Below are 19,727 nucleotides of genomic sequence, written 5' to 3' on the forward strand. Positions count from 1 at the left end.
TACGCCCGCCTGCTTATCCGAATTTCACTTCTACCCCGAATACTTCCCGCCATAGTTTTCGCACGTTGTCGTAGTGGGTCAGCAATTCGTCCGTTACTTCGGTTTTTTTGGCATCTCGCAGTTTGGTGTTGTGTTGCTGCTGGCGGTAGAAGCGGTAGGCGGTGCGGCTTTGTTCGGCGAGAGTTTTGTCGATGAGGCCGCAGTCGGCAGCGATGTTCAACAAGGCAATGTTGCCGTAATTATCGAGGAGTTGCGGATACTGGCGGGCATGGGCAAGTATCAGATATTGGACGATAAATTCGACGTCGACCACGCCGCCGCGCGCGTATTTGACGTTGCTGTCGGCAGGCGGATGGGTGGGGAACATTTTTTCGCGCATTTCGATGATTTCGCCTGCCAAGGCAGTTTGGTCGCGTTCGGCGGTGAGGATTTCGGTGCGGATGCGGTCGAAGGCCGTCTGAATTTCGGGTGTGCCGCAGATGAAGCGGGCGCGGGTGAGGGACTGGTGTTCCCATGTCCATGCGTTTTCACGCTGGTATTTTTCAAAGGCGGCGATGCTGTGCGCAAGGAAACCGGCGTCGCCGTTGGGGCGCAGGCGCAGGTCGGTTTCGTAGAGGCTGCCTGCGCCGGTGGCGGCGGAAAGCCAGTTGGTCAGGCGGCGGGCAAGGCGGCTGTACACGTCGCCTGCATCGGGATGCGGATCGTCGTAAAGATAGACCAAGTCGAGGTCGGAGGAATAGCTGAGCTCTTTACCGCCCAGTTTGCCGTAGCCGATGATGGCAAATTGCGGCGTTTCGCGGTGTTTTTTGGGCATGTCCGCCCACGCGCACGGCAGGGCGGCGGCAAGAATGGTGTCGGCAAGTGCGGAGAGCTGGTCGGAAAGTGATTCTACCGTCCACAATCCGGCAAGATCTTGAACGGCGAGGCGGAAGACTTGGGCGTGTTGGAAATGGCGCAGTGTGTCCATTTGCGCTTCGGTGTCGCCGCCGCAGGCTTTGAGGTCGTTTGAAAGCGAGGCGGCAAGTGCCGGCCAGTCAAACGCGGTATCCAAAAGCTGCGCGCTGATAAGTTCGTCCAGCAGAATCGGGTATTTGCTCAGATACGACGCCACCCATGAGCTTTGGCTCATGATTTGTGCCAGATGCGCCAAGGTTTGCGGATGTTCGTTGAGGAAGGCGAGATAGGCGGAGCGGCGGCTGATGTTTTCGAGGAAGTCAAACAGCCGCATTAATGTATCGGTCGGATTGGGTTGCTCGGCCGCCGCCTGTACCAATAACGGCACAATGGCGTCGAAACGCGGCTGGGCGTGTGCGGAAAGGTGGCGGTATTTATGGCCGTACCGGATTTGGTCGAGCCTTGCGGCGATGGTTTCGGCATCAAACCCATATTCTTTCAGACGGCCTAGCCGTTCTTCTTCGTCGGGCTTTTCCTGCCATGCCCATTGCCATTCGCTGTTGTCTTGCGTTTGTTCTTCGGGTTCGCTCAAAATTTCGTTGAACAACTGATTGACTTTGTTCCGATGAACATTGAGGCCGTCTGAAAAAGCGGCATAGCTGTCGAAACCCATGCTTTCGGCGAGCAGCTGTTGTTGTTCGGGCGAGGTCGGCAGGGTTTGGGTTTGCTGGTCGTCCCAGTATTGCAGGCGGTGTTCGACGTCGCGCAGGAAACGGTAGGCGGCCAGCAGGGTTTCGACGTTTTCAGACGGCATGATGCCCAGCTCGGCAAGCTTCTTCAGCGTTTCCTGCGTGCCTTTCAGTTGCAGCGCGCGCATTTGGCCGCCGCGTATCATTTGGAAAATCTGGGCAATAAATTCGACTTCGCGGATGCCGCCCGCGCCGAGTTTGATGTTGTCCGCCATGCCTTTTTTGCTGACTTCGCTGCGGATTTGACGGTGCAGGGTACGCATTGCTTCATACGCGCTGTAATCCAGATATTTGCGGAACACAAAGGGGCGCACCAGTGCTTTGATGTCGTTCGGATACGGCGTAACCACGCGGCCTTTGCACCATGCGTAGCGTTCCCATTCGCGCCCCTGCGTAATCAGGTATTGCTCCAGCGCGGTTTCGCTCAATACCAGAGCACCCGAATCGCCGTCCGGCCGCAGCCGCATATCAACGCGGAACACCTGCCCGTCGGCGGTGATGTCATTCAGCAGCGCAATCAGTTTCTGCCCGACTTTAGTGAAAAATTCCTGATTGCTCCGTTCGCGCCTGCCGTCGGTATCGCCCGATTCGGGGTAGACGAAAATCAAATCGATGTCGGAAGACACGTTCAACTCATAGCCGCCCGCCTTGCCCATCGCCACCACGCTCAAATGCTGCGGCGATTTGGTATAACGCCCGATCGGCGTGCCGTACATGTCCTGATAATAAGCGTAGGCGAAATCCAGCGCGGTATTGACGGCAAAATCGGCAAACAGCGTAATCGTGCGAGTAATTTCGTTCAAATCGCTGATGCGGTTGATATCGCGCACGATAATCTGCGACACCACATAACGGCGCAACTCGCGCAACTGCCGCGCCAATTCTTCCTCGTTTTCTTCCGCACGGATTTTGTCCCAATCGGCAAAAGCTTGAAAATCAGCTTCGGTCAACGCCTTGTCCAGCATAGGCAGGAAAATTTCGGGCTTGAGTTTGCCGGAATCAAGATTACGGGCGAGAAAAAGGGAATAACGGCGGGCAGTATCGAGGCGGTTCATAATCTTTGCCTGAATAAACAGAAAAGACCATCATAGCAAGGTTTCAGGCCGTCTGAAACCCACGCTTTCCCCTATCCGTGCAATCGGCTAAAATACCAACCTTTGCAACCCTACATAAGGAAACCGCCATGACCCGTATGGTTCACTGCGTCAAACTCGGCAAAGAAGCCGAAGGCATGAAATTTCCGCCGCTGCCCAACGAATTGGGCAAACGCATTTTTGAAAACGTTTCCCAAGAAGCATGGATGGCTTGGACCCGTCACCAAACCATGCTCATCAACGAAAACCGCCTAAGCCTTGCCGATCCGCGCGCACGCGAATACCTCGCCCAGCAGATGGAACAATACTTCTTCGGCGACGGCGCAGATGCCGTACAAGGCTACGTTCCGCAAGAGCCTAAATAAGCATTGAAAAGCCAAGGCCGTCTGAAACCCGATTTTCAGACGGTCTTTAAAATTCCCGATTACCCCGCATATTAGGCAAATAGAACAGATAAATCATACAAACCCATGATTCTCTGTTAGAATCCAAATTTCATTTATTTCAATCCACACTGGAGCAAACGCCATGCAAAACGACGTTTACGACTATACCTCGCAAGGCTCGGTTGCCAAAAATACCGTCCTGCAAAAAACCTACCGCCTGCTCGGCCTGTCTTTCATTCCTGCCGTTGCCGGCGCATTCTTTTCCGCCAAAACAGGCTTTAACATTTTCTCCATGTTCGGTTCATCTTGGATTGCCCTGGCTGCCTTCTTTGGCTTCTTCTACGGCATGACCTTCCTGATCGAGAAAAACCGTTACAGCAACGTCGGCGTAGCCCTGTTGATGATCTTCACTTTCGGCATGGGCCTTGCCATCAGCCCTATGTTGCAATACGCCCTGGCGATTAACAACGGCGCGCAAATCGTCGGTACGGCCGCCGCCATGACCGCCGGCGTATTCTTCACCATGTCCGCTATGGCACGCCGCACCACAATGAACATGAACAAACTCGGCAGCTTCCTCGGCGCCGGTGCGATCGTGCTCATGATTGCCGTTGTGGCCAACATCTTCCTCAACATCCCTGCCCTGAGCCTGACCATCGCGGCCGGCTTCGTTGTCTTCAGTTCCCTGATGATTATGTGGCAGGTGCGTGCCGTTATCGACGGCGGCGAAGACAGCCACATCAGCGCGGCGCTGACCATCTTCATCTCCATCTACAACATTTTCAGCAGCCTCTTGAGAATCCTCATCTCTCTTAGCGGTGACGACTGATCAAGCCGCAAAGGCCGTCTGAAATTTCAGACGGCCTTTTTGATTTTTGACATCACCGGCAAACTCCCCTATCCTGAACGCCACACAAACCCCATTCCCAACCCAAAATGACCACGACCACTCCGCGCCGTGCCGTGTACGCAGGCAGCTTCGACCCTCCCACCCTCGGCCACCTGTGGATGATACAGGAAGCCCAATCCCTCTTTGACGAACTCATCGTCGCCATCGGCACTAATCCCGAAAAGCGCAGCACCTACACCATAGAAGAACGCCGCGCCATGCTCGATGCCATTACCCACCCCTTCCCCAACGTCCGCATCAGCGTGTTTGAAAACCGCTTTTTAGTCGATTACGCCCGCGAAGCCAAAGCCAATTTCATCGTCCGCGGCATCCGTTCTGCCGCCGACTACGAATACGAACGCTCGATGCGCTACATCAACAGCGACATCGCCCCCGAAATCTCCACCGTCTTCCTGATGCCGCCGCGCGAAATCGCCGAAGTATCCTCCACCATGGTCAAAGGCCTGGTCGGCCCACAAGGCTGGCGCGACATGATAGGCCGCTACCTCCCCGACCCCGTCTATCAAAAAATCCTGCAAGACCACGAAACAAACACATAAAACAAAGGCCGTCCGAACATTTCAGACGGCCTTTCAATTTTCATTAATTATTGACGGGCAGACGTCAACACCTGCAGGTTTTGATTCAACGTTTCCATATCCAACCAACCGGCGGCAATAAACAGCATCAGAATCACCGTACCCACACACAGCACGCCGATACCATACAACAGATAGCCCACCAAAACACGGCCTAGCGTCGCATTTCCCATCCACATCAAACCGCGTACCTGCACCACAAACACCCAAGCCTGCCACAACAGCGCAAACGCAGCCAACGCCGGCACATACAACACCAGCAACAGCGGCAGCAGCAAAGCCTCAGACACCAAAATAAAGCCCCACAAAGGCAGCCGGGGCGCACCGTAATAATGCAGCACCTTGCGCATCGAGCGGCTCAACACCAACCATTTCACAATTACCAAAATCACCGACAGACAAACCGCCGCCGCGCCACTGCCAAACAAAGGCGACATGCTGGCCGCGTTCACCACACCCAACAGCAGCAGCACCGCCGCCATCACCAAAGGCGAATACAAATACGTCTCCGGCGAACGATAGCGCAAACGCAAAACATCCCACATATCACGAACAAACACATACAGCATGGCATAAATCCAAAGCAAAAAAGCCGATTGTATCTTAGGCCGTCTGAAAATCAAACCGGCAAACCTAAAAACCGCCAATTAAAACGAAAAATAATTCAATACAAAACAAAATCTTAATTTACCGCCTCAAAAATAAAGCCTACAAATACTTGCACAAGGCAACGAAATTTGGTTTAATTCACATCTCGCAACGAAACACGCGAAGGCCAGATAGCTCAGTTGGTAGAGCAACGGATTGAAAATCCGTGTGTCGGCGGTTCGATTCCGCCTCTGGCCACCACCAACCGCATTGAAGCGGTTATTTTTTTATCTATACGATTTGCACGCCATACTTAGCGCAAATCCCATTCCAGACCATGCGTCCCGATTTCCACACAAGGCCGTCTGAAAATTTTCAGACGGCCGTTGTTCATGTTGGCATGGCATAAAAATCCGCTTTACCGCCCCATTCCGACAGAATACGGCGCTTCCATCCAAATCGGCTGAAACCTTCGCGAACATACTGAATATGAATAAAGTTCAAGGCCGGTCGGTTTACTATATAATACCGTCCAAACCAACCATAACTTACTCATTGCAGGGAAGATAATGAAAAAAGTGCTGATTGTGCATTACTCGCAAACGGGGCAGCTCTCCAGCCTGGCGCGAAATTTTGCCACGCCGTTGCAAACAGCCGGCATACAGGTCGATTGCGTCAATATCGTACCGGAGCAGGCGTTTCCGTTTCCGTGGCCGTTTTGGCGTTTTTTCGATACCTTTCCTGAAACCGTCCATTTAAAACCCGCCCCGATTCTGCCGCCGCACATTCCGTCCGAAAATTACGATGTGGTGGCCATTGCCTACACCGTTTGGTTCCTCTCCCCTTCGCAACCGATGACCGCCTTTTTGCAACGCGAAGAAACGCACCGCCTGCTGGACGGCAAACCGGTCATCACGCTTATCGGCTGCCGCAATATGTGGCTGGGCGCGCAAGAGAAAATGAAATCTTTGCTGAAACAAAACGGCGCCAAACTCATCGGCAACATCGTAAAAATCGATGCCTGCAACAGCGCGGCCAGTTTCATTACCACGCCCGCCTGGATGCTGACCGGCGACAAACGCTATTTCCGCTCCCTGCCCTCCGCCGGCATTGCTGAAGAAGAATTGGCGGATGCGGCGCGGTTTGGTGCGAAATTGCGCGATGCACTGTTAAACCAACAGCCTTTGGACGAAACCCTGTTTCAAAACATGGGCGCGGTGACAGTGAATGAAAAACTGATTTTCAGCGAACGCGCCGCCGGCCGCAGCTTCTTCGTCTGGGGCAAGCTTTTGATGGCGGCAGGCCGTATTTCTCCACTTTTGCGCCGTGCGCTGCTGTGCTTCTACATCGTCTTTTTATTGGCGATGATTTTGGTAGTTTTACCCGTCAGCGTAATTTTGAAAAAACTGCTGCATCCACTGCTCAAAGGCCGTCTGAAAAAGCTGGCGGACTATTATGCGCAACCGTCAGGCAGATAATACTTTTCAGACGGCCTCAAACCAGGAATCCATCATGCCCGAAGTTATCCACTACCCCGAACGCCGTCGCTTTCAAATCGACATTGACGGTTTGGAAGCAGGCTATATCAGCTATACCGAACACAACGGCGGCTGGGACGTAAACCATACCGAGGTTTCGCCCAACTTCCGTCATCGCGGCATTGCCAAACTGCTGGTGGACGCGCTGATGGAATACGCCGAAACACAACACATCCCGTTGACTGCAAGCTGCGACTACGCGGCGCGGTTTATCGGTTGATTATTTTGACAAACACATCATGACATCGAATAACACACTCAAAGACGTTTATCTCAACCGCGTTTCTGCCTTTTTGCCCAACGCCCCTGTCGGCAATGACGAAATGGAAGCCGTCCTCGGCATGGCAGGCGATGTGCCTTCACGCGTGCGCCGTATGATTTTGCGCTCCAACGGCATTTTGTCGCGCCATTACGCCATCGACCCCGAAAGCCGCCGCACGACGCACACCAATGCCGAATTGGCCGCCGAAGCGGTCAACGGCCTGTTTGCCCAAGGCGTTGCGGCAGAAGCCATCGGCAGCCTGGCGTGCGCCACTTCCTACCCTGACCAAACCATGCCCGGACACGGCGTGATGGTGCATGGTTTGCTGGATATGCCGCCTTGCGAAGTGTTCAGCATGGCAGGCGTATGCGCGGCAGGTATGGCGGCGATGAAACACGCCTACAACGCCGTGCGTACCGGCGAACACGCACATGCAGTTTCCGTTGCTTCCGAAAACGCCTCGGCGGTCATGCGCGGCGAAGTGTTCCAAAGCGAAACCGACCATAAAAAACTGGAAAACGCGTCCCCCGAAATCGGGTTTGAAAAAGACTTTTTGCGCTGGATGCTGTCTGACGGCGCAGGCGCGGTGTATCTGTCCGACCGCCCCAATTCAGACTGCCTCAGCCTGAAAATCCATTGGATAGACCTGCTTTCCTACGCCAACGAAATGCCGCCCTGCATGTATGCCGGCGCAGAATTCCGCGACGGCGTATTTGAAGGCTGGAAACACGCCGATGCCGATTACAGCCGCCGCCACAGCCTGATGGCGGTCAAGCAGGACGTCAAACTGCTGAACGAAAACATCGTCCGCTATACAGTGGAAAAACCCCTCTCCCAAATCGCCACCAAACACGGCATCCGCGCCGAAGAAATCGATTGGTTCCTGCCCCACTACTCTTCCGGCTTTTTCCGCGACCGCCTTTCAGACGGCCTGAAAAACATCGGCTTCGACATTCCGCAGGAAAAATGGTTTACCAATCTGCACAGCAAGGGCAACACGGGTTCGGCCTCGATTTACATCATCCTTGAAGAATTTATGCGCACTTTCCCCATCGAGTACGGCCAAAAAATCCTGTGTTACGTTCCGGAAAGCGGACGCTTTTCAACATGTTTCATGCTTTTGGAAGCAGTAAAGGCTGTCTGAATGAAGATTGACGACATCCCTCAAGACAACAGCGCCAGCTACCACGGCCACCGCAAAGTCATCTACGGCACCCGCGACGGCCACTATGAAGCGGCCACCAGCAACGGTTGGCAGGACGAAGCCTACGCCACCGAAATGGCGGTGTGCGAACTCGATGCCCAAACGCAGGCCGCACGCAAAGCTGTCGAAAAAGGCGAATATTCGCCGCTGTACTACCATATGTTCCGCTGCCGTTATGATGAAACCGGCTTGGCCATGGCGGCAGGCGTATGGAAATGGCAGCTTCGTCGGCATTTCCGTCCCGAAGTATTCGCCAAACTACCGGCCAAAACCCTGCAAAAATACGCCGATGCCTGCCAAATCAGCATAGACGGCCTCAAACAAACCGATATTTAAAGTCCCTCATGATTACCCTACATTCTCTCGAGCAATCCCGCGCTCTGCGCATCGTTTGGCTGCTTGAAATCCTCGGTACGCCCTACCGCCTGCAAACCTACCGCCGTCATTCCGACACTTTACTCGCCCCTGACGAACTCAAAGCCATCCATCCCTTGGGCAAATCGCCTTTATTGGATGATGACGGCTTTATCTTGGCGGAAAGCGGCGCGATTACCGACTATCTGATTCAAACCTACGGCAACGGCCGTCTGATGCCCGAACGCGGCAGCCGCGAATACTGGCAATATCAACGCTGGCTGCATTACGCTGAAGGTTCACTGATGCCGTTATTGTTGCTCGGACTGGTGTTCCGCCGGATTGAAAGCGCACCCATGCCGTTTTTCGTCAAACCGATTGCCCGCAAAATCAGCGGCAGCGTCAAAAGCAGCTTTATCCATCCGCAAGCCGCCCTGCATCTTGCCCACATCAATAGCGAGTTGGAAAACCGCGAATGGTTGCTCGGCAACAGCCTCAGCGGTGCCGACATCATGATGAGCTATCCGCTGCAAGCCGCGGCCGACCGCTTCGATTTTGCCGACTACCCCAATATCCGCGCTTATTTGCAACGTATCGAAGCGCATGAAGCCTACCGCCGCGCCGTTGAAAAAGCAGGTTCGCCTTTATTGAAACTCGACAAATAAAACAAGGCCGTCTGAAACGTTTTCAGACGGCCTGAAACCTTGGTTCTCTTATCGAATAGCTTTGCGGCAAACGGTGTTTTACCAACGCGCCGCCCGAATGCTTTGTTCCCCCTCGCCGTTCCACTATAATGGCACCCCATATCCTTCTAAAAAATAACACCATGCCAACCGACAACCGCCCGACTCTTGCCATCGACACCAGCACATCCTTTCTGTCCATCGCATTGGAACATCAAGGCGAAATCCGCCTGTTTCACGAAAACGTCGGCACCAAGCAATCCGAACAAATCCTGCCGCAAATCGAACGCCTCTTTAAAGAAGCGGGCATCACGGCCGCCGATTTGGGCTGCATCGTTTATGCACAGGGCCCCGGCGCATTTACCGGCCTGCGTATCGGCGCGGCGGTTGCACAAGGTTTGGCCACACCGTTTGACACGCCCATGATCGGCATTCCCTGCCTCGATGCCGCCGCTTCGCTGCTGCCGCCATCCAGCTGCGTACTGGCGGCCACCGATGCGCGTATGGGCGAAGTGTTCTACGCATGGTTTGATACGCAAAACCACGTCCGCTTGAGCGATTACACGGTTGGCAAAGCCGCCGCCATTACCGCGCCCGAGGGCAAAACGCCTAGCGGCGGCATCGGCAATGCCTTTGCCCTCGCCGACAAACCGCCTTTTGACGGTCAAGCCGATATGCCGACCGCTGCCGACTATCTTAAACTTGCCCGCAGCGGCCGCTATGTTGCCACCGATGCGGCACACGCCGAGCTGCTCTACGTCCGCAACAAAATTGCCCTGACCGCGCAAGAGCAAGCCCAACAAAAGGCCAAACCGTGAACCTGCGCCCAGCCGTACTTGCCGACTGCCCCACCCTTGCCGCCATCGACGCACAAGGCAATCCTTCGTCGTGGACGGCGCAGCAGTTTGAATCAGCCGTTCAACACCATCCCGACAGCATTTGGCTCAGCCAGACCGACCACCAAATTACCGGCTTTATCGTGTGGCAAACCGTGTTTGACGAATCCGAGCTGCACCTGATTGCCGTCGCGCCCGAATACCGCCGCCAAGGCATTGCGTCCGCCCTGCTGCAACACTGGCAAAACACAGTGCAACAGCAAGGCGCAACCCGATTGCTACTCGAAGTCCGTGCAAGCAATGAAACCGCGCAACAGCTCTACCGCAAACACGGCTTCCAAACCTGCGGCCGCCGCAAAAACTACTACGCTCTGCCCGACGGTGGCAGCGAAGATGCCGTATTGATGGAGAAATCATGTTAAGCAGCCGCTACCTGCACCTGCACGAAGCCTTGGGCTTGGGCCCGATGTGGCTGAACCAAAACGCCAAAATCATCCATGCCGCGCCTCAAGCCGCAGCATCAGCCGCACCCGTCCGCCCCAAAACCATTGCTGCCGATACCGCGCAAGCCGTGCGTACTTTATCCGCAGGCGCCCATCAGGCACGCACTGCCGCCATCGCTACTGCGCAAACGGCCAAACCGGCTGTCCGCGTTCCCGAAGCGGCACCCAAAGCCATTGCCGAAACACCGGCAAAAACAGAAAAAGCCGCGCATTCAGACAATCTACCCCGTCTTGACGTAACCATCAGGCCGTCTGAAATCATGGTGATCAGCATTTGCCCGTCCACCGAAGACAGCCTGCACAGTACGCTGTTTAGCGGCGACGTCGGCACGCTTCTCGACAACATCCTCGCCGCCATCGGCCTCAAGCCCGATCAGGCGCACAAAACCGCATGGGTCAAAACCGCACCCGTATTTACCGCCCTGCCCGATGCCGAACACATCCGCGCCGAGCTTGCCGAAATGCAAAACGAGCTGACCGCTTCGCAAGCGCGCGCAGTATTGTTCCTCGGCAAAATCTTCGACAGCCCCGACATGATCGGACTGATGAACGAATTGTGCGCAGAGCGGCCGCATTTCGTCATTCCCCACCCTGCCCGCCTACTGATGCAGCCGCAACTCAAAGCGCAGGCATGGCAAATCTTAAAGCCACTGAAACAGCTTTTGATCAAGGCCGTCTGAACATTCTGTTCAACCTGAAATCAGGTTTTTCACCAACAAAAAAGGGCGTGTTCGACACGCCCTAATGTTTATCAATATTCTGCCGAATGCCAGAAAGGCTGACCCACCGTCGGCGTACTGGCGCGCGCTTTCTCACGCGCCTCCACAGGTTCCGCCTCATAAGCCAGACAACCCGACTCGACCGCAAGTGCAAAAGCGCGTGCCATATTGACCGGATCGCCGCTGCGGGAAACGGCGGTATTCAGCAACACGCCGTCAAAACCCCATTCCATCACTTGCGCCGCCTGCGAAGGCAAACCCAAACCGGCATCAATAATCAACGGCGTGTCGGGCAGGCGTTCGCGCAGGACTTTCAGCGCATACGCATGAACAGCGCCCAAACCTGTGCCAATCGGCGCCGCCCACGGCATCAACGCCTGACAGCCTGCGTCGAGCAGTCTGCGGCAGGCAATCAAATCCTCGGTGCAATAAGGCAGCACTTTGAAGCCGTCTTTAATCAGGATTTCCGCCGCTTCGACCAGTTGGAACACATCGGGCTGCAATGTGTCATCATCACCGATAAGTTCGAGCTTGATCCAATCGGTATCAAACACTTCGCGCGCCATTTGCGCAGTGGTCACAGCTTCCTGCACGCTTTGACAGCCTGCGGTATTGGGCAACACAGGTACGCCCATTTCTTCCAACAACGACCAAAAACCCTGCCCGTGCGCTTCGCCGCCGCTGCCGGCACGACGCAACGAAACGGTAATCATCGCCGGTTGCGCAATTTGGACAGACTGCTTGAGGATTTCCGGCGTCGGATAAGCAGCCGTACCGAGCAGCAGCCGTGAAGGGAAAGTTTCTCCATATAGGGTAAACATGATGGATTCCTTTGTAATATTATTTTTTAGGGCAAGAGCCTTCTGAAAAATCTTCAGATAGTTTCCAAATAGTTTTCAAGTCCTTCGGCGACTTTAGTCGGAATAAACTCGGTAATCGTGTATTTCGCTACGCCTTCTCGGTGAAACGGGTCTTCTGCAATTAACTTTTCCACCTGTTCCCTGCCTGATGCTTGCATCAGGATAACGCCGCCTGTCCGCGGCTGTTTGCGTCCAGACATAACAAATACACCCTCTTGATAATACCGTTCGAGATACGCAATATGCTCAGACAGGTAGGTTTCAACCGCAGCCAAGTCTTTCACATATTCCAACGATACGATAAACATTTCTTTTCCTTTTCTAATCATTAAACCAATAGCGCAGCCATACGCGCAGTAAAACCGCTTATCCGCCGACTACGGGGCGCACGATGTCCACTTTATCGTTTTCGTTCAACAGCGTTTCCGCATACGCACCTTTGGCGACAAAATGGGTATTGACGGCAACAGCAAACGGTTTTTGCGGCGCGGTTTGGGCGATAAGGTCGGCAACGGTTGTGCCGTTTAATGTGATGGTTTCATTGTTCAATATAATCTTCATGATGTTTGCTCCTCTTGTCAGACTTCTTATTTTCAGACGGCTCATTCATTCCACAAAGCCTGAAACGCTTTAACCACCGCTTCGGGATTTTCCGCTTCGGTAACGGCGCGGACGACAGCGAGGGAGGAAACGCCGGTTGCCAGCACATCTTCAGCGTTGTTCAAATCGATGCCTCCGATGGCAACGACGGGCGTGCCGCGCGCCTGTCTGACGTATTCGCGCAGTTTATCCAAACCTTGCGGGGCGGTGGGCATTTGTTTAGTCGTGGTCGGGAAAATCGCGCCGCTGGCCACATAGCTGGGGTGTACGGACAAAGCGCGGTCGAGTTCGGCGACGGAGTGCGTACTCAAGCCCAAGCGCAAACCGGCAGCTTCAATCGCGGCGAGGTCGGCGGTGTCCATGTCTTCCTGCCCGAGATGTATGCCGTATGCACCTGCGGCAATCGCTTCACGCCAGTGGTCGTTGATGAAAAGCTGGGTTGCGCTGTTTTGACAGGCGGCGACGCAACGTTCGATTTCGCGTTTCAACTCGTCGCCATGCAGGATTTTACAGCGCAGTTGCACCGTGTCGGCACCTGCTTTGACCATGCGCTCGACCCAGTCAGCAGTGGGAACAACGGCGTAAAATTTCAGGGGGGATTTGAGTGGCGGGAAGGTCATGACAGCTCCGAAAGGAATAATTCGTTGTTATATTATCAGAAAAGGCCGTCTGAATAATATTTGTTTTCAGACGGCCTTTTAAACGGTTTGAAAAGGACGTATCGAACACGTCCTTTTTTCCTATTACAACAGGAACATGGTTGCCAATCCCAAGAAAATCAGGAAGCCGCCGGAGTCGGTAACCGCGGTAATCAGCACTGAGCTGCCCAATGCCGGGTCGCGTCCGGCTTTGTCCATCATGACGGGGATAAGGACGCCGACGGTCGCGGCCAGCAAAAGGTTCAAGGTCATCGCGGCCACCATGACCAAACCGATGCCGATGTTGCCATAGAGCAGCCATGAAATCACGCCCATGACCGTGCCCCAAATAATGCCGTTGACGAGGGCGACGCCAACTTCTTTTTTCAGCAGGCGGCCTGCCTGTGTGCTGGTCATTTGCCCCATCGCCATGGCGCGGACGATCATGGTGATGGTTTGGTTGCCAGAGTTGCCGCCGATACCGGCGACGATGGGCATCAGCGCGGCCAGTGCGACGATTTTCTCGATACTGCCTTCAAATGCGCCAATCACGCGGCTGGCGATAAAGGCGGTACACAGGTTGATGGCGAGCCACATCCAGCGGTTTTTCACCGAGTCCAAAATCGGGGCGAACAAGTCCTCTTCTTCTTGCAAACCGGCCATGTTCAACATGTCGGCTTCGGATTCTTCACGGATCACGTCCACCATTTCGTCAATGGTGATCCTGCCGATCAGCTTTTTATTTTCATCAACAACCGGCGCAGTTACCAAGTCATAACGTTCAAACGCCTGCGCCGCTTCTTCCACGTCGTCTTCCGGACGAAAGCGCACGACTTCGGTGGCCATCACGTCTGCCACCATGTCTTCGGGATCGGCGACCAAGAGTTTGCGGATGGGCAGCACGCCTTGCAACACGTCGTTTTCATCGACCACGAAAATCTTATCGGTATGGTCGGGCAGGCTGTCGAAACGGCGCAAGTAGCGCAACACGACCTCACACGTCACATCGGCGCGGATGCTGACCAATTCAAAGTCCATAATCGCGCCGACTTGGTTGTCTGCGTAAGACATCGCCGCTTTGACCTGCTCGCGCTCTTCTTCATCACGCGTTTGCAGCGCTTCGTACACCACTTGGTGCGGCAAGTCGTCTGCCAGTTCTGCCAATTCGTCTGCGTCCAAATCATCGACGGCGGCCAACAGCTCGTCTTTATCCATGGACTCGATCAGCATTTCGCGTACGGAGTCGGATACTTCCAGCAAGACTTCGCCGTCGTCTTCAGGGGCGACCAAAAGCCAAACGATGTTACGCTCGCGCGGTGGCAGGGATTCCAAGACGGCGGCCACGTCGGCAGGGTGCAACTCGGCCAAGAGGACGGTCAGCTCTGTGAACTTGTCGCGCAGGCTTTCATCTTCAATCGGCACACCGGCTTCGATTTGTTCAAAGGCCGGCTCGAGGACTTCGCATAAGGCGTGGATGCGGTCGATATCGTCAGAGATGCGATCGTCAGAAATGCGGTCTTCTACCACATCATTGTCGGGGGTATTGTCGAGATTCGGAGGGGTTTGTTCGATGCTCATAAATGCTCCGCCCGCCGGACGCGGGAAGGCATTTCGGCGGGATGATTATTGTTGTTGTGTATCAGATGGGAAGTTCAAAGGCGAACTGGGAAGGTCCATAATTCAAGCCTACTGAGAGGCGAAGAGTTGCAAACAGTGCATATTCTACTCTTTTTTGGGCCGTTTTACCATTTTTAACGGGGAAGGCCGTCTGAAATCGGGTGATATCGATCCCCTTTTTCAGACGGCCTGATGATTTGATTTTATTTGTTCCGCCTGCCAAACGCTTCCCTGACCACGTCCAACCAAGCCCTTAAAGCCGGCGTCGGGCGTTGGTGTTTTTTCCATGCCATGGTGAGCTGCCAGCGGATTTCAGGTTCGACCAAAGGAATGGCGGCAAAGACATCAGGATTAATTTTTCGGGCATAGTATTCGGGCAACAAGGCAATGCCCATATTGTGCGCCACCATGTCGGCGACCAAATTCCATTGTCCGGTACGGCAGACAACGTTGGGCGTAAAACCTTGATTGCGGCAGGCCGTCTGAATGGTTTCATTGAGGGAAAAGCCAGCACCGAAAAGGATGAAGGGCTCGTATTGCAGGCTTTTAAGTGTCAGCGCATCGTGTCTCGCCCGATTTTTCGGCATCAAAACAACCAGCGGATAGTCGCACAAAGTAATGCTGTCGAAGTCTTCGTGAACCGGCGCGAGCAGTTGTCCGGCATCGAGTTCGTTGTTGCGCAGGGATTGCTCGATGGCGAGCGAACCTTGTTCCAAAAACGACAATTCGATGTCCGGCCATTTTTGGTGGAAATCAAACAGCGCATGACTGAGCAAATCGCTGCCGAATAAGGCCAAACCCAAACGCAGCGTCCCGCTTTTGACATGGCGGTAATCGTCAATGCGGGCAAGTAATAAATCGCGTTCATGCAAAAGGTTTAAAGCGTGGCGATAGACTTCTTCGCCGATTGCTGTCGGCTGCACCTGCCGCTTTTTACGTCCGTTTTCTTTGCACAAAAGCGGCACGCCCAATTCTTCTTCCAAAGACTGGATGATTTTGCTGACCGTCGGCTGCGTCAAATTCAACGCGGAAGCCGTGGCCGAAAAACTTTGCAGGCGGATGAGTTCGGCAAAACAATGCAGGCTTTTGAAATCCATTATTCCTCTAAGGCATGATTATTCGTTTAATAATTCATATTATGCAGAAATTAGGTTTCTATAATCAAGCCTTTCATTCAACACACACCCATATCATGGATTCCCTCACCAGATTTTTTCAGACGGCCTTGCAGCTTGCCATCATCGGCGCAGTATGGGGCGTCTCCGACCTTATCGTCCGCTTCACGCATCTGCCTGTTTCTTCAGGCGTATTGGGCTTGTTCCTCATGCTCGCCCTTTTAGGGCTCGGCATCATCCGCCCGGGCATGGTTGATCGCGGCGCAAAATGGGCATTGGGCGAACTCGTCTTTTTCTTCATCCCCATCATGGTTTCCGTCTTGCAATATCAAGACCTGCTGATGTCCGAAGGTTGGCAGCTGATTTTGACCATCGCCGTCGGCACCGCGCTCGTGATGATCAGCACCGCCCTGACTCTCGATTTCTGCTACCGCTGGAAACGCCGCCTCTACAAAAAACTCCACTCCTAAAAATAGAGAATAAAAATGGACTACACTGCCCTCGCCTGCTTCATCTGGACTTGCTTTGCCTATGTCGTTGCCAAAAAAATCCACCGCAAAAAACCCTTAATGATTTTCTCCCCCGTCGTTACCGTCTCCGTCAGCACCATCCTCCTGCTGCTGGCATTCGGCGTCAATTACGACACCTACCACAAATATACCCAAGGCATCGTCTTCCTGCTCACTCCGGTTACCGTTGCCTTTGCCGTCCCCATTTATGAAAACCGCGAAGTCATCCGCCGCCAGCTGCCCATCCTCTCCATCGCCATTATGGTGGGCATGTTTGTCGGCGTAGTCAGCGCATTCCTCATGAGCCATATGTTCCACTTCAACAACGAAGTAACCAACAGCCTAATGGCGCGCTCCATCTCCACGCCGTTTGCCGTCGTCCTCGCCAGCGAAATCCACGGTTCAGCCTCGCTCGTTTCCCTGTTCACCATCATCACTGGCTTTGTCGGCATGATATTCGGCGACCTGTTTTTAGCCTTCACCCGTATCCGCTTCCGTACCGCCAACGGCGTGGCATTCGGCAATGCCGCCCACGGCTTCGGCACATCGCGCGCCGGACAACGCCATGAAACTGAAGGCGTAATGGCCAGCCTGACCATGATTTTGGCCGGACTGTTTATGGTATTGTTTGGCCCAACCATGGTGCATTTGGTAATTTGGATGATGAGTTAGGCTTCGTCCCGATGACCATACACAAAAAGGCCGTCTGAAACACATATCGGTTTCAGACGGCCTTTTATATTATGGAACGATTACAGTTTGAAAATAGAAGCCTCTGCTAAATCATGAATGGTATCCAACGCAGATGAACCTGTACCATTGTTTGAATAGGTCGCATTGTCTGAGGAAAGACCAGCAGAAGAATCAAGAGGATCAGCCTCACCAAACTCACGGCTCAAAAGCTCATCTCCATCGAAAGCTTTGGATTCCAATATCGGCTTCGCGGCCGGCTGTGCAGGCTCAAAACCTTCCCACTCACGCGGATCAAGGCGGATGATATGATCATCGTCATAGCCATCATTAGGCCCTTTGCCTTCTCCTGAAAAAGTACCGTCCCACTCGCGCGGATCGAGGCGGATAACAAAATCTTCAGAATCACTTTCTTTACTTGGTTGATGTACTTTAGCCATGAAATTCTCCTTAACAAATAAACGGATACTGTACCTAATGCCTCATAAAAGGCATTGCGGACTCTATTCTAGAACAAAGAAAACAGCGGGCAAAGATTGAAGGGAACAACGGTTTATTAACACGATAATCGTATTTAAATCTTTTTAAAACAAATAGATATAATTTATACATCATACCCGGTCATCCATTATTAAAAATCTCGCACATGCCGTCCACCAAGATGATTCCCCCTCTTCCGTCCCTTGCTATGTAACAAAAAGGCCGTCTGAAAAATGACTTTCAGACGGCCTTTTCATTTGCTCAAACCTTATTCTTTAGGCAGGCGCAGGACGGAGACGATGAATCCGCCCCAAATGACGATCAATGCGACAAGCATCATAATAATGGCTGAAGTACTCATTATTCGTCTCCTTCACGTTCGTGTTCATGTTCGTCTTTGACGTTGAAGCCCTGACCGTGTTCCCACGGCAAGAATGACAGCAAGACCGACAATACGAGGATGGCGCCCACCATGCCCCAACCAAAGATATTGAGGAAGCTGTCAGGATAGCCGCTGTAATTCTCTTTTAGGAGGCCGGCAGTATCCTGATAAAGCATATAGCCGAGCATGGCGACGGTAACCACCACGCTGGCTGTCCACACTTTGCCGACACGGATGGAAGACAGCGCGTTCAAGTGGTTACGCAGTTCCGGCAGCTTGTTCAACAAGACAATCGCCAAAACGTAAACAAAACCGGAAGCCACAATGCCATAAGTATTGATGAATTTGTCCAATACGTCCAACACAGGCAGGCCGGTGGTCGTACCGAACAGCAAGGTGGAAATAATCGCCATGGGAACGCCAGCAATCAACGTTGCGCTGACACGTCCGATGTTCATTTTGTCTTGAATTGCAGCCACAATTACTTCAACGATGGAAATCATAGAAGTTACACCGGCAAACACCAGCGAGCCGAAGAACAACACGCCGATCAACGCGCCCATCGGCGCTTGGTTGATGATGGTCGGGAACGCGATAAACGCCAAGCCGATACCGTTGGATGCCACTTCGCTGACTTCTTTGCCTGCGGCTTGAGCCATAAAGCCCAATGCGGCAAATACGCCGATACCGGCGAGCAACTCAAAGCTGCTGTTGGCAAAGCCGACAACCAAGCCGGTGCCGCCCAAGTCGGTTTTTTTCTTCAGGTAAGAAGAATAAGTAATCATGATGCCGAAGCAGATGGAGAGCGAGAAGAAGATCTGACCATATGCGGCTACCCAGACTTTCGGATCCGCCAAGCGGCTCCAGTCAGGCGTAAACAAAGCGTCCAAACCTTTTGCCGCACCCGGCAGAGTCAGCGCAATGCCCACCATGATGACAAACATTACCACCAACAAAGGCATGAAGAATGTGGATGCACCGGCTACGCCTTTTTGTACGCCCAAAGCCATAATCGCCAGCGTAAACACCCACACGGCAATCAACGGACCGGCAACTTTGCCGACAAAATCCAAGCCCAAGTCTTTGGCATCAGCCATTTGCAGGAAATCTTTGAAGAAGAATGCCTGCGGATCCGCACCCCATGCCGAAGTCAAAGAATAATAGGCATAGCTTGCCGCCCAGCCGACAATCACGGCGTAGTAGATACAGATGATGACGTTGGTCAGGAAGTTCCACCAACCCATCGGCTCAAACAAACGGCCGAGGCGGCGGAAGGCCAGAGGAGGCGAGCCGCGGTAACGGTGGCCGATGGCGTAGTCGAGCAGCAACAGCGGAATACCTGCCGTCAACAGCGCAACCAAGTAAGGGAGGACGAAAGCACCGCCGCCGTTGTCGAAAGCGATGTAAGGGAATCGCCAAATGTTGCCTAAGCCCACGGCCGAGCCGATGGCAGCAAACATAAAGGCGCGGCGACTGCTAAACGTCGCGCGTTCGCTGGATTGAGAATTTGACACGATGAACCTCTTAAAAGTCGAGTG

The 19,727-nt window shown here is 53.6% G+C and carries 24 protein-coding genes and 1 tRNA gene; 14 read left to right on the forward strand and 11 right to left on the reverse strand.

Annotated features, from left to right (window positions below; genetic code table 11):
• Positions 1–13: 13 nt before the first annotated feature.
• Entirely contained in the window at positions 14–2,698 is a 2,685-nt protein-coding gene (gene glnE, locus HMPREF2871_RS05355) for a bifunctional [glutamate--ammonia ligase]-adenylyl-L-tyrosine phosphorylase/[glutamate--ammonia-ligase] adenylyltransferase (protein WP_049345010.1), read from the reverse strand.
• 128 nt (positions 2,699–2,826) lie between these two features.
• Here glnE and HMPREF2871_RS05360 point away from each other — a divergent pair, with 128 nt between their 5' ends.
• From HMPREF2871_RS05360 to coaD, 3 genes are all read left to right on the forward strand, one after another.
• The gene (locus HMPREF2871_RS05360) at positions 2,827–3,102 is read left to right on the forward strand and encodes an oxidative damage protection protein (RefSeq protein ID WP_003682648.1); all 276 of its coding nucleotides are present in this window, start codon (positions 2,827–2,829) and stop codon (positions 3,100–3,102) included.
• 163 nt (positions 3,103–3,265) lie between these two features.
• Positions 3,266–3,952 (forward strand): Bax inhibitor-1 family protein, encoded by a 687-nt coding sequence (locus HMPREF2871_RS05365; protein ID WP_049345009.1) that lies wholly within the window; start codon positions 3,266–3,268, stop codon positions 3,950–3,952.
• A gap of 107 nt (positions 3,953–4,059) precedes the next feature.
• A complete protein-coding gene (gene coaD, locus HMPREF2871_RS05370; protein ID WP_049345008.1) occupies positions 4,060–4,572 on the forward strand; it encodes a pantetheine-phosphate adenylyltransferase in 513 nt (170 codons plus the stop codon).
• A gap of 47 nt (positions 4,573–4,619) precedes the next feature.
• Here coaD and HMPREF2871_RS05375 read toward each other — a convergent pair whose 3' ends face one another.
• Positions 4,620–5,180: a hypothetical protein gene (locus HMPREF2871_RS05375; RefSeq protein ID WP_049345007.1), complete on the reverse strand. Its 561-nt coding sequence runs from the start codon at positions 5,178–5,180 to the stop codon at positions 4,620–4,622.
• A gap of 204 nt (positions 5,181–5,384) precedes the next feature.
• Here HMPREF2871_RS05375 and HMPREF2871_RS05380 point away from each other — a divergent pair.
• The 9 genes from HMPREF2871_RS05380 to HMPREF2871_RS05420 all read left to right on the forward strand — a co-directional run bounded on the left by HMPREF2871_RS05380 (position 5,385) and on the right by HMPREF2871_RS05420 (position 11,259).
• Positions 5,385–5,460 (forward strand) — tRNA-Phe (locus HMPREF2871_RS05380).
• A 308-nt stretch (positions 5,461–5,768) separates the two neighbouring features.
• A complete protein-coding gene (locus HMPREF2871_RS05385) occupies positions 5,769–6,677 on the forward strand; it encodes a hypothetical protein (RefSeq protein WP_004518954.1) in 909 nt (302 codons plus the stop codon).
• Between the two features lie 34 nt (positions 6,678–6,711).
• Positions 6,712–6,957: a GNAT family N-acetyltransferase gene (locus HMPREF2871_RS05390; RefSeq protein ID WP_049336668.1), complete on the forward strand. Its 246-nt coding sequence runs from the start codon at positions 6,712–6,714 to the stop codon at positions 6,955–6,957.
• Positions 6,958–6,976: 19 nt separating this feature from the next.
• Positions 6,977–8,143, forward strand: a complete 1,167-nt coding sequence (locus tag HMPREF2871_RS05395; RefSeq protein WP_049345006.1) for a beta-ketoacyl-ACP synthase III — start codon at positions 6,977–6,979, stop codon at positions 8,141–8,143.
• On the forward strand, positions 8,144–8,539 hold the full coding sequence (locus tag HMPREF2871_RS05400; RefSeq protein WP_049345005.1) for a DarG family dialkylresorcinol biosynthesis protein: 396 nt from the start codon (positions 8,144–8,146) through the stop codon (positions 8,537–8,539). It abuts the gene before it with no gap.
• 8 nt (positions 8,540–8,547) lie between these two features.
• Complete coding sequence (locus HMPREF2871_RS05405) at positions 8,548–9,222, forward strand: glutathione S-transferase family protein (RefSeq protein ID WP_049345004.1); 675 nt, start codon at positions 8,548–8,550, stop codon at positions 9,220–9,222.
• Between the two features lie 161 nt (positions 9,223–9,383).
• Complete coding sequence (tsaB, locus tag HMPREF2871_RS05410; RefSeq protein WP_049345003.1) at positions 9,384–10,058, forward strand: tRNA (adenosine(37)-N6)-threonylcarbamoyltransferase complex dimerization subunit type 1 TsaB; 675 nt, start codon at positions 9,384–9,386, stop codon at positions 10,056–10,058.
• Complete coding sequence (gene rimI / locus HMPREF2871_RS05415; protein ID WP_049345002.1) at positions 10,055–10,498, forward strand: ribosomal protein S18-alanine N-acetyltransferase; 444 nt, start codon at positions 10,055–10,057, stop codon at positions 10,496–10,498. The genes tsaB and rimI overlap by 4 nt, the downstream gene beginning before the upstream one ends.
• Complete coding sequence (locus HMPREF2871_RS05420) at positions 10,492–11,259, forward strand: uracil-DNA glycosylase family protein (RefSeq protein ID WP_049345001.1); 768 nt, start codon at positions 10,492–10,494, stop codon at positions 11,257–11,259. The genes rimI and HMPREF2871_RS05420 overlap by 7 nt, the downstream gene beginning before the upstream one ends.
• A gap of 71 nt (positions 11,260–11,330) precedes the next feature.
• Here HMPREF2871_RS05420 and HMPREF2871_RS05425 read toward each other — a convergent pair whose 3' ends face one another.
• The 6 genes from HMPREF2871_RS05425 to HMPREF2871_RS05450 form a co-directional block, all read right to left on the reverse strand.
• Positions 11,331–12,119 carry a thiazole synthase gene (locus tag HMPREF2871_RS05425; protein WP_049345000.1) on the reverse strand — a complete coding sequence of 263 codons (789 nt, stop codon included), beginning with the start codon at positions 12,117–12,119 and terminating at the stop codon, positions 11,331–11,333.
• Positions 12,120–12,172: 53 nt separating this feature from the next.
• Complete coding sequence (locus HMPREF2871_RS05430; RefSeq protein ID WP_049344999.1) at positions 12,173–12,466, reverse strand: YciI family protein; 294 nt, start codon at positions 12,464–12,466, stop codon at positions 12,173–12,175.
• A gap of 58 nt (positions 12,467–12,524) precedes the next feature.
• A complete protein-coding gene (gene thiS / locus HMPREF2871_RS05435) occupies positions 12,525–12,719 on the reverse strand; it encodes a sulfur carrier protein ThiS (RefSeq protein ID WP_049344998.1) in 195 nt (64 codons plus the stop codon).
• Positions 12,720–12,760: 41 nt separating this feature from the next.
• Positions 12,761–13,378, reverse strand: a complete 618-nt coding sequence (gene thiE / locus HMPREF2871_RS05440; RefSeq protein ID WP_049344997.1) for a thiamine phosphate synthase — start codon at positions 13,376–13,378, stop codon at positions 12,761–12,763.
• 123 nt (positions 13,379–13,501) lie between these two features.
• Positions 13,502–14,974: a magnesium transporter gene (mgtE, locus tag HMPREF2871_RS05445; protein WP_049344996.1), complete on the reverse strand. Its 1,473-nt coding sequence runs from the start codon at positions 14,972–14,974 to the stop codon at positions 13,502–13,504.
• A gap of 242 nt (positions 14,975–15,216) precedes the next feature.
• Positions 15,217–16,110 carry a LysR family transcriptional regulator gene (locus HMPREF2871_RS05450; RefSeq protein ID WP_049344995.1) on the reverse strand — a complete coding sequence of 298 codons (894 nt, stop codon included), beginning with the start codon at positions 16,108–16,110 and terminating at the stop codon, positions 15,217–15,219.
• 14 nt (positions 16,111–16,124) lie between these two features.
• Between HMPREF2871_RS05450 and HMPREF2871_RS05455 the strand changes: the two genes are divergently transcribed.
• The gene (locus HMPREF2871_RS05455) at positions 16,125–16,598 is read left to right on the forward strand and encodes a CidA/LrgA family protein (RefSeq protein ID WP_004518974.1); all 474 of its coding nucleotides are present in this window, start codon (positions 16,125–16,127) and stop codon (positions 16,596–16,598) included.
• A gap of 15 nt (positions 16,599–16,613) precedes the next feature.
• Positions 16,614–17,309: an LrgB family protein gene (locus HMPREF2871_RS05460; protein ID WP_039861867.1), complete on the forward strand. Its 696-nt coding sequence runs from the start codon at positions 16,614–16,616 to the stop codon at positions 17,307–17,309.
• Positions 17,310–17,389: 80 nt separating this feature from the next.
• Here HMPREF2871_RS05460 and HMPREF2871_RS05465 read toward each other — a convergent pair whose 3' ends face one another.
• The 3 genes from HMPREF2871_RS05465 to HMPREF2871_RS05470 form a co-directional block, all read right to left on the reverse strand.
• A complete protein-coding gene (locus tag HMPREF2871_RS05465; protein WP_004518977.1) occupies positions 17,390–17,767 on the reverse strand; it encodes a hypothetical protein in 378 nt (125 codons plus the stop codon).
• A gap of 308 nt (positions 17,768–18,075) precedes the next feature.
• Positions 18,076–18,168 carry a methionine/alanine import family NSS transporter small subunit gene (locus HMPREF2871_RS11400; protein WP_036472778.1) on the reverse strand — a complete coding sequence of 31 codons (93 nt, stop codon included), beginning with the start codon at positions 18,166–18,168 and terminating at the stop codon, positions 18,076–18,078.
• On the reverse strand, positions 18,168–19,703 hold the full coding sequence (locus HMPREF2871_RS05470; protein ID WP_049335994.1) for a sodium-dependent transporter: 1,536 nt from the start codon (positions 19,701–19,703) through the stop codon (positions 18,168–18,170). The genes HMPREF2871_RS11400 and HMPREF2871_RS05470 overlap by 1 nt, the downstream gene beginning before the upstream one ends.
• Positions 19,704–19,727: the final 24 nt, after the last annotated feature.

Source organism: Neisseria sp. HMSC067G12, assembly GCF_001812725.1.
Taxonomy (GTDB): Bacteria; Pseudomonadota; Gammaproteobacteria; order Burkholderiales; family Neisseriaceae; genus Neisseria; species Neisseria perflava.

Bases quoted from the DNA above. Each gene is read 5' to 3' on its own strand.
- HMPREF2871_RS05425 (WP_049345000.1), bottom strand. From the start codon at position 12,119: ATGTTTACCCTATATGGAGAAACTTTCCCTTCACGGCTGCTGCTCGGT.
- HMPREF2871_RS05455 (WP_004518974.1), top strand. From the start codon at position 16,125: ATGATTATTCGTTTAATAATTCATATTATGCAGAAATTAGGTTTCTAT.
- HMPREF2871_RS05360 (WP_003682648.1), top strand. From the start codon at position 2,827: ATGACCCGTATGGTTCACTGCGTCAAACTCGGCAAAGAAGCCGAAGGC.
- HMPREF2871_RS05465 (WP_004518977.1), bottom strand. From the start codon at position 17,767: ATGGCTAAAGTACATCAACCAAGTAAAGAAAGTGATTCTGAAGATTTT.
- HMPREF2871_RS05460 (WP_039861867.1), top strand. From the start codon at position 16,614: ATGGACTACACTGCCCTCGCCTGCTTCATCTGGACTTGCTTTGCCTAT.
- HMPREF2871_RS05400 (WP_049345005.1), top strand. From the start codon at position 8,144: ATGAAGATTGACGACATCCCTCAAGACAACAGCGCCAGCTACCACGGC.
- HMPREF2871_RS05365 (WP_049345009.1), top strand. From the start codon at position 3,266: ATGCAAAACGACGTTTACGACTATACCTCGCAAGGCTCGGTTGCCAAA.
- HMPREF2871_RS05405 (WP_049345004.1), top strand. From the start codon at position 8,548: ATGATTACCCTACATTCTCTCGAGCAATCCCGCGCTCTGCGCATCGTT.
- glnE (WP_049345010.1), bottom strand. From the start codon at position 2,698: ATGAACCGCCTCGATACTGCCCGCCGTTATTCCCTTTTTCTCGCCCGT.
- HMPREF2871_RS05420 (WP_049345001.1), top strand. From the start codon at position 10,492: ATGTTAAGCAGCCGCTACCTGCACCTGCACGAAGCCTTGGGCTTGGGC.
- coaD (WP_049345008.1), top strand. From the start codon at position 4,060: ATGACCACGACCACTCCGCGCCGTGCCGTGTACGCAGGCAGCTTCGAC.
- thiS (WP_049344998.1), bottom strand. From the start codon at position 12,719: ATGAAGATTATATTGAACAATGAAACCATCACATTAAACGGCACAACC.
- HMPREF2871_RS11400 (WP_036472778.1), bottom strand. From the start codon at position 18,168: ATGAGTACTTCAGCCATTATTATGATGCTTGTCGCATTGATCGTCATT.
- HMPREF2871_RS05390 (WP_049336668.1), top strand. From the start codon at position 6,712: ATGCCCGAAGTTATCCACTACCCCGAACGCCGTCGCTTTCAAATCGAC.
- HMPREF2871_RS05395 (WP_049345006.1), top strand. From the start codon at position 6,977: ATGACATCGAATAACACACTCAAAGACGTTTATCTCAACCGCGTTTCT.
- HMPREF2871_RS05385 (WP_004518954.1), top strand. From the start codon at position 5,769: ATGAAAAAAGTGCTGATTGTGCATTACTCGCAAACGGGGCAGCTCTCC.
- tsaB (WP_049345003.1), top strand. From the start codon at position 9,384: ATGCCAACCGACAACCGCCCGACTCTTGCCATCGACACCAGCACATCC.
- HMPREF2871_RS05430 (WP_049344999.1), bottom strand. From the start codon at position 12,466: ATGTTTATCGTATCGTTGGAATATGTGAAAGACTTGGCTGCGGTTGAA.
- HMPREF2871_RS05450 (WP_049344995.1), bottom strand. From the start codon at position 16,110: ATGGATTTCAAAAGCCTGCATTGTTTTGCCGAACTCATCCGCCTGCAA.
- thiE (WP_049344997.1), bottom strand. From the start codon at position 13,378: ATGACCTTCCCGCCACTCAAATCCCCCCTGAAATTTTACGCCGTTGTT.
- mgtE (WP_049344996.1), bottom strand. From the start codon at position 14,974: ATGAGCATCGAACAAACCCCTCCGAATCTCGACAATACCCCCGACAAT.
- HMPREF2871_RS05375 (WP_049345007.1), bottom strand. From the start codon at position 5,180: ATGCTGTATGTGTTTGTTCGTGATATGTGGGATGTTTTGCGTTTGCGC.